Raw genomic sequence first — 13,384 nt, forward strand, 5'->3', positions numbered from 1 at the left:
ACAAAGCTTAGTGCTACGGTGGCGATACAAGCCAGCAATAAATCGATTTAATGTGTTTATAGATGGCTGTGCAGTATAAAGCCGGATGATTTTTATTATCAATGCTTTCTTGGCGGGACTGAAAAACGTGTGTGAAAAAACACCTTGCGTGTATCTTTTTATTTACCTTTCTTATAAAGTCACGACAGTCACATTCCAGAACTCCTTGAGTGTCAATCAGGATTTTAGGTAACAAACTCATATGAATGTAAGCCGTTTACCCGCAAATGCGCTGGACGTCTGCCAATTGCCTGCCACATTCAGCATGGATAATCTTAACGCGTTACAGCTGGATGCTAGATATACGTCACCCCCATGTCGTAAACATTTAGCCCACCATGTAAAGCGGTATCCGCTGGATCTTCGTGCGCAAGTGCAACGCGTTTTAGCTAGCCAAGACCAAGATAACCTGCCCGGTGTGTTGCAGGATTTATTCATTGCCTTGAAAGATAAAGGGCTAAAGCTGCGTGGCTTGGTATTTGAGCAAGTGCGTGAAAGGCTCTCTGAGGCTGATCAAACCTATTTCTCCAATTGGCTAACCCACGATTTTGAGCACAGTTATGATGGCCGCTTTCTACCAGGCTCAGTGCTAGCCACTGGCGTCGCTCAAGCACCTCAGCCATTGATTGTGCAGGCCGCGAGAGTACAAAGCAGCTACACCAGTTTTTACCAGGAAGCGCTGGATTGTTTGGAATACGGGCAACTTGAAACGGCTCAGGAATTACTGGAGCAGGAGCTATTAAATCCCGAAGGGGATGAGCGCGCAGAGCAAGAATTGCTGCGTGTTTATAGCTACACCAAAGATTATGAAAGTCAATCACGCTTGATGCAGCTATTGCAGTCGCAGGGACGTGAACCGGGTGCGGAATGGAATCTGCCCGATCCGGATACTAAGTAACATTGACAGAGACCTAATGATGGTTGAAACCAAGCAGAATATGACTTTGAAGGTGTGTCTTGAGGATGTAGGCACCCATAACAAGGCAATTCTCGATTTCTTTTTTACAAAACTCGGACAGCATATTTTCCAGCAGGTGGACAGCCAGCAAGCGGCGAATACGTTGATCATTGATTATGATTATCCGCCAGCACGTCAACGCTTTGAAGTGGATTATAAGGATTGGCAAAAGCCTGCCTTAATTCTGTCCATTGCGCCGGTGGCGCTGGATAATGTGATCTGGCTGGCAAAGCCACTGACCAGCCGTGCTTTGCTGGAAGCTGCTGAAAAAATTCAAGTGCAGTTGCGTGATGGGATTAGTCATTCTGATCCAGCGCCTGCCGCAGTTTCAGAAGCACCAGTTAGCCCGGTAACTGATACCCCAACTGAGTCACAAGCTCCCGCTAAACCGGTTGAGCAAACAACACGATTTGCACCTCCCGTACAGCGACCAGAAAAGAAACCTGCCACAGCACCGGTTAATTTACCGCTGGTTAAAGATGCCAAGGAAGAGGCGGCAGCGGACTCAACGTCTGCACCAATACCGGTGGCTTATCGCAAATCATTACTTTCAGAGTCCGAACAAACTCAGCGCAGGATTGATCTGTGTGGTGAACGAGATGATGTGCCCACCACAACGGATGTGGAAGAACTACAAGGCGATGACCGTTTTTTCCTCTCCAGCTTAAAAGATGCGGTGAGATTAGCCAGACAATGCCAACAAGGCGTGATGCTGGATTTCCCACAACTTAGAATTTATGTGTTACCAGAAATACATCGGGTGTTCTGCGCGGTAGATCTTTACAGTGATGAGTTTATTCGCCTGACCAGAGAGTGCAATGCAGGACAGGGCGGCAAGATGCACATCCTTAGCACTAAAGAGATTCATGAGCTCAATGACATGATCGCTCAGCAGGTTTCAGCCTTATACGACCTGGAAGCTTTCCTCTGGAGTAGCGCACTATTATCATCACAGGGATTGTTATCTCGGGGACTTGATCCAACGCAGGCTGTGGGCTTACGGCACTGGCCAGGACTGACCCGAATTGAGCACTTTCCGCACGTTATGTCGATTGCCGCACAGTGGTCTGTCGCAGCCATTAGCGCATTTGAGGTTGCAAGGTCATTAAATATCCCGCAACGCTATGTGTTTTCCTTTTATAATGCGGCAAATGCCCTAGGTTTGATCGAACAGGATCCTGATAAGTTGATTAAGAAAAAGTCCGTACCCCGTACCACCGAAGCCCCGCGCGGCCTATTCTCGCGGTTATTGAAACGGTTGATTGGGGGGTAATGACACTATTATGAGTACCGTTAACAGGAAAATAATTTTCACTGGTCCAGTCGGTGCGGGTAAAACAACCGCCATTCGCTCCATCAGTGATATCGAAATTGTCACCACTGACGAGCAAGCCTCCGACATGGCTAAAGCCCGTAAACCAGCGACCACAGTGGCCATGGATTATGGAATGATTAAGCTTGGCGATGAAGAGCGGGTACACCTCTACGGCACGCCGGGTCAGGAACGCTTTAGCTTTATGTGGGACATTCTCACTGAAGGCGGCATTGGTCTGGTGTTATTGCTGGATAACTCCCGCAAAGACCCACAGCAAGACCTCAAATTTTACACCCACGCATTTCGCGACTTTATTCAGGCACAGCAATTGGTGGTTGGTATCACTCGTATGGACACGCATCGTGTGCCAGCGGTGAACGATTACCGTCAGTGGCTGGATCAGTTAAAAATCAAAGCACCCGTATTTGAAATTGATGCCCGTCAGCGTGACGATGTGTCTCTCTTAGTACAGGCGATGCTGATCTCTTTGGCACCGGGAGCAGAAATAACATGAGTGAATACGTTTCAAGCGAAGGACTGTTCATGGGAGTCACTCCCGGTGGCAGCTTTTATGCCGTTCAGGATGATGCAGACGAGTTTGGTCGGCAATTCTTGCGTCGCCTATTGAGCGCCGATGAGACACCGTCCTTTAATTTAGAGATTGCGCAAGACTTAAGCGGCCTGAATGATCAAACCGAAACAATGGAGTTTGTGCATTTACTACAAGATGCCGGCTTTATTTATGGTCAGGCAAAAAAAGAAGCGGCTCCGGCTGGCAGCTTGGAAAGCATGCTTCCGGATATCTTGCAGCGCTTATCGGGTGATGGCCGTGCCGTATTGGCTGAGGGACAGGGCTTGTATCTAGGCAGCTCTGGCTTTCCTCATGAGGCCGCTGAAGAGCTAGCCGCATTGAGTGCCAGCTTGAGCGCTATTTATCGTCGCCATAAAGATGTATTGAAAGGAAATTTGGGCTACCGCCAACGCGCCTGGGGATTGATTGACGCGGCGGGTAATAGTGAAATTGGCTTCTGGCCATTATACATAGGTAAAGATCGTTTTACCTTGATTGTTGGCGGGATGCCACAATTGAATCAACCAGCTTTTACACAATTAATCTGGGCACTTGAGCGTCGCTACGGCTCAACAAGCCCATTACAGCTAAATTAAAATACGTTACCGGAGAAAGGGATATGCGTGCGGAAATGTTAAATTCGATATTGAGCGACCTGAATGGGTCAACAGCTGACATTGAAGCGTCAGCTGTGCTATCAAAAGATGGTCTGATGATGGCGGCTTTGCTACCGGCATCGATGGATGAAGATCGGGTTGGCGCAATGAGTGCGGCAATGTTGTCACTGGGTGATCGTACAGCTCAGGAGCTGGCACGCGGTACGTTGGAGCAAGTCCTAATCAAAGGTGACCACGGTTACATTCTAATGACGCATGCGGGCCATGAAGCAGTTGTTACCGTATTGGCAAAGCCAAATGCACGCTTAGGTTTGATCTTCTTAGATGTGAAGCGTGCTGCCGAAAGCATCGCCAAGATTCTTTGAGGGTAATCTAATGACAACCCATTCACACGTGGCTTTAGGTGTTAAACGCGCGCTAGGTTTAGCGGTACTGGCTACCTCTATTAGCTTGCCATTGGCGCATGCAGATACCAATTATGGTCCTGTTCGCCCCGGTGAAACACTGAGCGATATTGTGAATGGGCATTATCTGGTCAGCCCGCTATCTGATCAAGCCATTATGCAGGCGATTGTCCGGAATAATCCCGGCGCCTTTATTAATGGTGATATTGGGCGGTTGCGGCAGGGTGTGATTTTAAGCTTGCCAGCTGATCCTGCAATCAGTCAGCTGCAAAATGGTGGCATTGATCTTGATGCGGTGAGCCGCCTGGTGAGTTCGCAGTCAAGCCGACCTGCGCCACGTGCTGTGGTCAGCGCGCCTGTCACGCCATCACCTTCTAATACTTCCGAGCTGAGCAGCCTCCGTCAGGACCTATCTCAATTGCGTCGCGAACGGGATTCATTGAAAGATGAATTAAGTACGCTGGAGCAAAACACGGATGAGCTTCGAAGCAAACTGCAGGCGCTAGAAACCGAAAACAGGCAGGTCAATCGTCAGTTGTTATCGGCTGAAAGCTCATTAAATACGGTACGTGAGCAACTTAAGCAGGCCGAAGCGGATAAGGCTGAAGCATTGGAATCAGCTACTGCCGCTCAGGCGAAGGTTGAGGCGTCAGAAGAAGCCGCGACAAGTGCTCAGCAAGCTGGTATCAATACTGATATCAGTAGCAGTGAGCCAGCTAACGATAATAGAGATATAACATCTGAAAGCGAATCAGCGGCAGCGCCAGATCCTGAAATACTGGCTAAAGAAGGTCGCCGTGTTGCCGAGTTAGAGCACACCATACGGGAAATCCAAACTCAAAAAGAGCGTGAGTTGGCAGACTTACGTGATGCAATCGCTGAGAAATCCACGATTCAAGAGGCCATGGAAGGAAATCTCAATGATCTTGATGAAACGGTACGACGTTACGAAGCAGAAATATTCGAATTAAAAACAACAATCACCACACTGAATGATCGCATTGATGCAACGGCATTAACGGGTGAGGCTCCAGCGGCTTCAACCCAAGTTGTTCAGGAAAACAGCAGTACTGAAATCATTACTGAAGCTTCGCAAGCGCTGACTCAAACCACCGCCTTCGATCCATTTAGTGTTCGCTCGGTTGATGATTTAAAGCAGTCAGTCAATGTACCGCTCTGGGGCTTACTACTTGGCGCTTTGGCACTGGCCTTAACCAGCTTAATGACCTTACTAGGGCGCAGAAAACGTCATGATGAAGTCATTGCATCGCCGAAGATTACTCCAATTATCGAGAATGAGCCGGCAGCGGAATTGGTATTCCGCACCGGAGCCTCTCAGCTGCAAGACCCTGATGTAGAAAGCTTACGTGTACCCCCAAGACGTGATGCTTCTCGTGTTGCCGTATTAGACCCAAGCATCATCTCGAGTACAGAAACTGCAAACGAGCCGGAAGCCACCGAGTCGGAATACACTGCAGAGCAATTACAAGAAGGGCAGCTAAAACTCGCGATGGCAGAAGCTTATTTAGAGCTTGATGATGAGTCAGCGGCAGCGGAGCTACTGCAGGAAGTGCGCCAAGAAGGCTCGACTGAGCAAATTGCCACAGCCAATAAGTTACTGAGCCGACTGGCTTAACTCGCTAGAAAATACCGTTAGTCTGTTTTTAAATGATTTTGCTAAGACTGGTGATACATTGTCAGGCATGATTCGTGCCAAAATAAAATAATAACTCGCACAAATTCCGGAGCCATCGAAACAACTCGTTGGCACCTGTCTGGAGCATAACAATAATGACAATGATTACTTCCCTTCAAAACATTTCCCTTAAACCACTCGCCAGTGGCTTAGCCTTTGCCTTGATCGCAGGCTTAAGTTCACCTGCTTTTGCCGATCAGGTTTATGGGCCGGTGGCATCGAAGGACACGCTGGGGAAGATTGTTAATCGTTTTTATGTAGGCCCCAATCGCAGCACGATACAGCTAATGCGCGACATCGTACAAAAGAATCCCCAAGCCTTTATTAGCGGCAATATGAACCGGCTAAAGCTAAATGCCTTACTGACATTGCCTGGCGATGAGTGGCTAGTTAATGAGCCCCGTTTTCGTACTCCCGGCGCACAAGCGGCTGCGGTAGCCATTGCCAATAGCCGCAGTATTCCTGTTAGTATTGCGAAGACTGTCTCTGCTGATTTGCCAACGGATAAAATGCGTTCACGTTTAGTCTTTTTGGAGGCCGAACGTAGCAGCTTAATCAGTCAGGTCGCTGAACTTGAGCGGGAAACCGAGCGCTTAGAAGCGGTTATTAAGCAGTTAGAAATCAATAGCCGCGCCAGTGATGAGCAGTTGCGCGCATTAGATATTGAAATTTCTCGCCTGACTAAACTACTTGAAGGTAAGCAGGGTGTACCGCTTGCATCGGGTGAAGTGATGCAATTAAGTGCTCTGCAAGATCGCCTCGAAGCAGTTCAAAACGAGACGCAATCCTTACGCCGTGAGCTTTCAAAAGCCAATACTGAATTAGCAAATAACGCCTTTTTAAAGCAGCAAGCTGACGAGACGATTACCAAGCTAACTCAGGAAAACCGTCAGCTACATCATTTACTTCAAGATACTCAGCCGGGCGTTAATTACTTCGGCGAGAAATCTGAAGAATACCAATTAAGCTTTTTCGACGGCAAACTTCAGTTTCCACTCTGGATGGCGATTGTTGGCGGAGCCTTGTTGTCTGTCATGATGATCACTTTGCTTGCGACACGCCGTAAAAACCGTTCACCAGAGCCGGAGCCAACGGATGCATTGAATGATTCCACTCCGGCGAATTACAATGATTTACTAAGTGGCCATACCGATCACATCGACCCAGAGATTAACCCTGAAATTCCTGAAGAAAATGTCTTCAAAATGTTTGATGAGGGCTCGCTGGAAGTGGAGCTTAAGCTAGACATGGCTGAAGCCTATCTGGAAGTGTCTGACTTTGATTCGGCGCGCAATATTTTGGAAGAAGTCATGGAAACAGGCAGTGAAATGCAGCAACGTAAAGCAGCCCGCTTGTTAAAGCAGGCCGCTTAACACCAAGCGATTATGGCTGGTCGACATGCTTACCCGCTTGTGACCAGCTAGAAAACCCACCATGTACATTAGTCACAGAGTTGAATCCCATTTGTTGTAGGGTTTGAGTCGCCAATGCTGAACGTCCACCCGTTTGGCAAAACACTAACCAGTTATCATCTCGACCATCACGAAGAGCAGGGTTAGCACCTTCAAAGTCAATATCCGCAGCCGCTTCGAGCAAGCCGCGAGGTACATTTAAAGCGCCCTTAATGGTTCCATTCAAATACTCACCCGGCTCGCGAACGTCTAAAATACGATAGCCTTGTGCCATCAATTTCTCTGCCTGATCAATATCCACTTCTTTTACATTTGATAGCGCTTCCGCAATCATCCCTCTAAATGTTTTATCCGACATAGTCAGTCCTCATGGTTAAATTTTAAATTAATGTATTAGCAAATACTTATATTGTCAATTAAATAGTTCCGCTTAGTGTTTGCCTGTAGCCTTTAATAAGCGCCATAATTGGCTTATTTGGCAATCGCATCATTTTAAGACTTATGACTGAAGCAGCAGTAATCACTATCGACGGCCCCGCAGGTTCGGGAAAAGGCACTATTGCAGAGCGGGTTGCATCCGCTTTGGGGTGGCATATTTTGGATAGCGGTGCACTGTATCGTTTGGTGGCGTATTCTGCCGAACAAAAACAGGTCAGTTTTGACGATCCTGACGGCTTAACTCAGATTGCGCTTAATTTAGATGTGACCTTTCAGGCGCAACCTGAGGGCATCGTACTGACCATTCTGGAAGGTGAAGATGTCAGCCAAGCCATTCGCAGCGAAACCGCGGGGGAGGCGGCTTCTAAGGTCGCCGCAGTTGGTGAGGTTCGTGATGCTTTGCTAACACGCCAACGTGCATTTGCCACAGCGCCCGGTCTGGTGGCTGATGGGCGAGATATGGGAACAGTCGTTTTTCCGCAAGCACCGCTTAAAGTCTATCTCACGGCAAGTGCCGAAGTTCGTGCACAAAGACGCTTGAAACAGTTGAAAGATCATGGGCTTAATGCTAATCTCGCCGGCTTGGTAAGTGATATTCAGGAACGTGATGCCCGCGATATGAATCGGGAGCATTCACCTTTACGTCCGGCAAGCGACGCGGTAACAATTGATACCAGCGCGCTAACGATCGATGAAGTAGTGGCAAGAGTTTTGTCATTTTTCGAATCCCGCAAACCATAATAATAGCAAGCACTGCATAACGCCCTGTTGACTACGTTTTCTTTTTTATCAGTCATTTAGCCGTGTAAGCTGATTTGTTTTTCCAGATAATACTGTCTTGGAAAAAATTAACTCAACCCCGACGTAGGCAGGGTGCTGTCGTCTATATTTATTTAAGGTTTTATACCATGAGCGAAAGTTTTGCAGAGTTATTTGAAGAGAGTCTAACGTTTATCGAGATGACACCAGGCTCTTTAGTCAACGCTACCGTTGTCGAAGTAACTGCTGATTTTGTTACCGTAAGCGCAGGCCTGAAATCTGAAGGCGTTATTCCTGCTGAGCAGTTCAAGAACGAAGCCGGCGAAGTGACTGTTGTCCGTGGCGATGTTGTTGAAGTTGCACTGGAAAGCGTTGAAGATGGTTTCGGTGAGACTAAGTTGTCTCGCGAGAAGGCTCGTCGTCTGCGTGCGTGGGAAGTTCTTGAAGAAGCGCTCGAAAATGACGAAATCATTACGGGTATCATCAGCGGCAAAGTGAAAGGTGGTTTCACTGTTGAGCTGGGCGATATTCGTGCATTCCTACCAGGTTCATTGGTTGATGTGCGTCCTGTACGTGACACAACTTACTTGGAAGGTAAGGAACTAGAATTCAAACTGATCAAATTGGATCAGCGTCGTAACAACGTGGTTGTATCACGTCGTGCAGTAGTTGAAGAAGAGTACAGCGCAGAGCGTGATGCACTTCTGGAAACTCTGGCAGAAGGCAAAGTAGTTAAAGGTATCGTTAAGAACCTGACTGACTACGGTGCATTTATCGACTTGGGTGGAATCGACGGTCTGTTGCACATCACAGATATGGCATGGAAGCGTGTTAAGCATCCTTCTGAGATCATCCAAATGGGTGACGAGATCGATGTTAAGATCCTGAAGTTCGACAAAGAGAAGAGCCGCGTATCTTTGGGTCTGAAGCAGTTGGGTGAAGATCCATGGCAAGATCTGGTACGTCGTTACCCGGTTAACACACACCTGTTCGGTAAGGTGAGCAACCTGACTGACTACGGTTGTTTCGTGGAAATCGAAGATGGCGTTGAAGGTCTGGTACACGTTTCAGAAATGGATTGGACTAACAAGAACGTTAACCCATCTAAAGTTGTAACACTGGGCGAAGAAGTTGAAGTCATGATCCTTGACATCGACGCAGAACGTCGTCGTATCTCTCTGGGTATGAAGCAGTGTAAAGCGAATCCTTGGGATGAGTTTGCTAAGTCATTCAACAAGAACGACATCGTTAAAGGCAACATCAAGTCAATCACTGACTTCGGTATCTTTATCGGTTTGGACGGCGGCATCGACGGTCTGGTTCACTTGTCTGATATCTCTTGGAGTCTTCCGGGTGAAGAAGCAGTTCGTGACTACAAGAAGGGCGATGAAGTTGAAGCAATCGTTCTGGCTGTTGATCCTGAGCGCGAGCGTATCTCTCTGGGTATCAAGCAGATGGATCAAGACCCATTCACAGCATTCTTCGCAGCTAACCCTAAGGGCAGCATCGTGAAAGGTACTGTGGTTGAAGTGACTCCTAAGATGGCTAAAATCGACTTAGGCGATGGCATCGAAGGTTCACTACGCGCCTCTGAGTTGTCTCGTGAGCGTGTTGAAGATGCTGGTACTATCCTGAAAGTTGGCGAAGCTATTGAAGCTAAGTTCATGGGCGTGGATCGTAAGAGCCGCACTATCAACTTGTCTATCAAAGCGAAGGAATTCGCGGATGAAGCTGAAGTAATGAAAGAGTACAGCAATCGCTCTTCTTCAGGTACTTCACTGGGTGATATCTTCAAAGAGCAAATGGGTGAGTAATTACGTAATCACTACGTAGAAAACCCCGATAAGATAGACCGTTTTATAACGATCTGACTTATTAAAAAGAGCCGGTTATGCTGATGCATGATCGGCTTTTTTCATTGAAATTCAAACCCTTATTAACTTTCATTCTATTAATTTGTATAGAGTCGTAGTAAACTCTAAGCGAATCATGTCAGGAGGACACCTTGTATGACTAAATCCGAAATTATTGATATCCTTTCCAGAAAACAAAGTCACCTCAGTGCTCGTGATGTGGAATCATCAGTTAAAATTCTGCTGGAGCAAATGAGTGATACCTTGTCATCAGGTGGGCGTATCGAAATCAGAGGATTTGGCAGCTTTTCTCTGCATCACCGTGCTGCCCGTCGTGGCCGCAATCCGAAAACGGGTGAGACTGTAGATTTGTCACCGAAACATGTCCCACATTTTAAGCCAGGTAAAGCATTGCGCGACCGGGTTGATGCCTCCAAGGATACTTTCCCAATTCGCGAGCAATAAATCTCACCTGCTAAGATCAACTCCGAGAGGTCGCTTATCCATGAATGAGCTGTTGTTTTTACTGCTACCCATTGCATTTTATTCCGGGTGGCGAGCTTCCGGAAAAACTAGCAAACGCAAAGCGCCCGAAAAACGTCCACTGTCTGATAACTTTGTTAAAGGGGTAAACTACCTCTTAAGCGAAGAACCTGACAAGGCACTGGATGTTTTCTTAAACCGCCCCGAAATCGATGAATACACCGCTGAGACTTACTTGTTATTAGGTAATCTGTTTCGTAATCGTGGTGAGGTTGATCGCGCCCTTAGCGTGCATCAAAACCTGATTGGGCGAGCAACGCTAAGCCGCGAGCAAAAGACAGTCACCATGTTAGCGCTGGGAAAGGACTTCCTGGCTGCTGGCATGTTGGACCGCGCTGAGCGAGTTTTCAATGAGTTACTGCAAAGTGACAGTGAAGATATCGAAGCTCGCGAGGCCTTACGCGCTATCTATGAGCAAACTCAGGAATGGGTTAAAGCAATTCAGGTCACCGAAGAAGTCCAGCGCCTGAAAGCCGAAGATGTTTCCAATCTAATTGCCAATTACTATTGTGAACTTGCCGAGCAAGAGCTGGATAAAGGCCACCTACACCGCTGCGCTGAATACCTGACTCAAGCCGGCGAAGTCTGCCCGGAATCTACTCGCACTCAAGTACTGCTCGCCAGCATGAATGTGCTACAGCAAGAATACCCACAAGCCTGCGAGCGTTATCTCGATATCGCTCACAAAGCACCGCGCTTGCTGGGAATGATCTTTGAGCCGATGGTCAATGCCTATGAAAAAGCAGGTATTATCACTCAACTGCAAGATCAACTCTTTGATGTGTACGAAGAGTGTAAGGACGTCAAAGTATTGGAGTTCACATTACGCTTAGCTATTGAGCATGGCGTAAGCGATAAAGTAAAAGAACAATTACCCGACGTACTCAGCCAAAAACAGCTCAATGTGCGGACCATCAGCAAAGCAGTCAGCTTATTCCGTGATCAAAAGCCTGTAGAAGCGCCGGTAGCGTTAGAGCTATTGGAAAAGTCGATGGGTAACTATCTGTCAACACAGCCTGGCTTCCAATGCCGTTTTTGCGGCTACAAAATGCATGATTTCTTATGGCGCTGCCCAGCGTGTAATCAATGGGATGAAGTGGCCCACGTCTAATATTTTAATACAGGATTTTTATGTCTAGCATGTTAATTGTTGCTCTGGATTTCCCAACAGCCGATCAGGCTCTACAGTTTATCGAGCCATTGTCGCCTGAGGACTGCATTTTAAAGGTAGGTCTGCAGTTATATGTCGCTTCAGGGCCAACATTTGTAAAGCGCCTGGTTGATGCCGGTTTTCGGGTATTTCTGGATCTTAAATTCCATGATATTCCGAATACCGTGGCAGGCGCCTGTCAAAGTGCTGCCGACCTTGGCGTATGGATGATCAACGTGCACGCTTGTGGTGGCCCGGTCATGCTAGAGGCTGCCGCCAAATCATTACAGCAATACAAGCAGGCTCCGTTGCTTATCGGCGTAACCGTATTAACCTCGATGGATCAGGCTCAGCTTGAAACCACGGGTATCAGCATCGAGCCACAAGATCAGGTTAAACGCCTTGCTAAACTAACGGCTGACTGCGGATTAAATGGAGTTGTATGCTCAGCCCAAGAGTCTGCCATTTTGAGAGCGCAGCAGGGCAGTGACTTTGTACTGGTTACACCGGGAATTCGTCCAGCAGGCTCAGCTCAAGATGACCAGCAACGAATTATGACACCGCTCGATGCAAAAAAGGCCGGCTCCAACTATATTGTGGTAGGCCGACCCATTACTAAAGCAGAGAATCCTGTTTCAGTGATTCAAAGCATCAATCAATCGCTGAGTTAATCACTTAACGTAATCTGATTTTACTGCCGACTTTAATCGTATTTGATTTTAGTCGGTTCAAACGCTTTAGTTTTGCCACCGTCGTATTGTTTGCTCGCGCAATGCTGTAAAGCGTATGGCCTGTCTTAACATGATGTGCCTTCTTAATGCTGACTCTTCTTGTATAACGCTTGCTTTGAGCCTTACGTGCTTTCACACGAATAGTTTTAGCGCTACGCTTTTTGTACTTTCGTCCCTTACTTAGCGTGTTATAAGCGCGCATCACATTTCTGGAATAGCGTTTTACCTGCTTAAACTTCGGCCCATGTACCTTGCTGACCGCACCTGGACCACCATTATAAGCGGCGGCTGCAAAGTGCTTATTGCCGTTGTAACGATCTAACAAGCTGCGTAAATAACGCGTACCGCCATGAATATTTTGCCAAGGGTTGTAGCCATTTTTTACACCCAGCTCGCGAGCCGTTCCGGGCATTAACTGCATCAAACCTTTTTCACCCAAGCCACCACGGGCACGAGGGTTAAAGCAGCTCTCTACAGCAATCACCGCAGTTATAAAGTGAGGGCTGACATTATATTTTCGGGACGCCTGATTAATGGTCTTTCTAAAGCGAGCCGATTTGCGTATCAACGTTTTGTGACCGTACTGATCACAAGTAAACACGCGGCGGGGCTTTTTACGACGTTTTGAGGATTGCTTATAGCCGAGGGACTGCTTGCTGACAAGCTGACTTTTAGCGGATTTGGCAGAGGTTTCTGCGAGCGATAAAGACACCGGACTCAGGGCTAACATTACTGCCAAAGTACTCAGGCAGACAAAAAACTTGTTCATTACAACTCCATGCAACATATCATCCGGCCACGAATAAGTTGGAGTGACCGTAAAATTCCGGAACAGATTTTTTGACTAATGGGTAAGTAGAACAAGCAGCTATCAATTGAATAAGCACATAAAAAGACG

The 13,384-nt window shown here is 47.4% G+C and carries 14 protein-coding genes; 12 read left to right on the forward strand and 2 right to left on the reverse strand.

The window, feature by feature from the left end; translation table 11 throughout:
* The first annotated feature begins 241 nt into the window (after positions 1 to 241).
* The 7 genes from LEUMU_RS0107350 (at position 242) to LEUMU_RS0107380 (ending at position 6,973) form a co-directional block, all read left to right on the forward strand.
* Complete coding sequence (locus LEUMU_RS0107350) at positions 242 to 937, forward strand: hypothetical protein (RefSeq protein WP_022951636.1); 696 nt, start codon at positions 242 to 244, stop codon at positions 935 to 937.
* Between the two features lie 16 nt (positions 938 to 953).
* Positions 954 to 2,270 (forward strand): hypothetical protein, encoded by a 1,317-nt coding sequence (locus tag LEUMU_RS0107355; RefSeq protein ID WP_022951637.1) that lies wholly within the window; start codon positions 954 to 956, stop codon positions 2,268 to 2,270.
* 10 nt (positions 2,271 to 2,280) lie between these two features.
* Entirely contained in the window at positions 2,281 to 2,826 is a 546-nt protein-coding gene (locus LEUMU_RS0107360; RefSeq protein WP_022951638.1) for a GTP-binding protein, read from the forward strand.
* Positions 2,823 to 3,479, forward strand: coding sequence for a hypothetical protein (locus tag LEUMU_RS0107365; RefSeq protein WP_022951639.1), 657 nt, complete (start codon positions 2,823 to 2,825; stop codon positions 3,477 to 3,479). The genes LEUMU_RS0107360 and LEUMU_RS0107365 overlap by 4 nt, the downstream gene beginning before the upstream one ends.
* Positions 3,480 to 3,514: 35 nt before the next feature.
* Positions 3,515 to 3,865 (forward strand): roadblock/LC7 domain-containing protein, encoded by a 351-nt coding sequence (locus tag LEUMU_RS0107370; RefSeq protein WP_245570688.1) that lies wholly within the window; start codon positions 3,515 to 3,517, stop codon positions 3,863 to 3,865.
* 10 nt (positions 3,866 to 3,875) lie between these two features.
* Positions 3,876 to 5,540 (forward strand): FimV/HubP family polar landmark protein, encoded by a 1,665-nt coding sequence (locus tag LEUMU_RS0107375; RefSeq protein ID WP_022951641.1) that lies wholly within the window; start codon positions 3,876 to 3,878, stop codon positions 5,538 to 5,540.
* 155 nt (positions 5,541 to 5,695) lie between these two features.
* Positions 5,696 to 6,973: a motility hub landmark protein FimV gene (locus LEUMU_RS0107380; RefSeq protein ID WP_022951642.1), complete on the forward strand. Its 1,278-nt coding sequence runs from the start codon at positions 5,696 to 5,698 to the stop codon at positions 6,971 to 6,973.
* A gap of 10 nt (positions 6,974 to 6,983) precedes the next feature.
* Here the strand turns inward: LEUMU_RS0107380 and LEUMU_RS0107385 are convergent, their stop codons facing one another.
* Complete coding sequence (locus LEUMU_RS0107385) at positions 6,984 to 7,370, reverse strand: rhodanese-like domain-containing protein (protein WP_022951643.1); 387 nt, start codon at positions 7,368 to 7,370, stop codon at positions 6,984 to 6,986.
* 143 nt (positions 7,371 to 7,513) lie between these two features.
* Between LEUMU_RS0107385 and cmk the strand changes: the two genes are divergently transcribed.
* The 5 genes from cmk (at position 7,514) to pyrF (ending at position 12,426) form a co-directional block, all read left to right on the forward strand.
* Positions 7,514 to 8,191 (forward strand): (d)CMP kinase, encoded by a 678-nt coding sequence (cmk, locus tag LEUMU_RS0107390; protein WP_022951644.1) that lies wholly within the window; start codon positions 7,514 to 7,516, stop codon positions 8,189 to 8,191.
* A gap of 167 nt (positions 8,192 to 8,358) precedes the next feature.
* The gene (gene rpsA, locus LEUMU_RS0107395) at positions 8,359 to 10,023 is read left to right on the forward strand and encodes a 30S ribosomal protein S1 (protein ID WP_022951645.1); all 1,665 of its coding nucleotides are present in this window, start codon (positions 8,359 to 8,361) and stop codon (positions 10,021 to 10,023) included.
* 195 nt (positions 10,024 to 10,218) lie between these two features.
* Positions 10,219 to 10,527, forward strand: a complete 309-nt coding sequence (locus tag LEUMU_RS0107400) for an integration host factor subunit beta (RefSeq protein WP_022951646.1) — start codon at positions 10,219 to 10,221, stop codon at positions 10,525 to 10,527.
* A 40-nt stretch (positions 10,528 to 10,567) separates the two neighbouring features.
* Positions 10,568 to 11,716, forward strand: a complete 1,149-nt coding sequence (locus LEUMU_RS0107405) for a hypothetical protein (protein ID WP_022951647.1) — start codon at positions 10,568 to 10,570, stop codon at positions 11,714 to 11,716.
* A 20-nt stretch (positions 11,717 to 11,736) separates the two neighbouring features.
* Positions 11,737 to 12,426, forward strand: coding sequence for an orotidine-5'-phosphate decarboxylase (gene pyrF, locus LEUMU_RS0107410; protein WP_022951648.1), 690 nt, complete (start codon positions 11,737 to 11,739; stop codon positions 12,424 to 12,426).
* Between the two features lie 4 nt (positions 12,427 to 12,430).
* On the opposite strand, the gene LEUMU_RS27830 is transcribed toward pyrF, so the two are convergent.
* Complete coding sequence (locus LEUMU_RS27830; RefSeq protein ID WP_022951649.1) at positions 12,431 to 13,255, reverse strand: lytic transglycosylase; 825 nt, start codon at positions 13,253 to 13,255, stop codon at positions 12,431 to 12,433.
* Between the last annotated feature and the right edge of the window lie 129 nt (positions 13,256 to 13,384).

The organism is Leucothrix mucor DSM 2157, assembly GCF_000419525.1.
Classification (GTDB): Bacteria; Pseudomonadota; Gammaproteobacteria; order Thiotrichales; family Thiotrichaceae; genus Leucothrix; species Leucothrix mucor.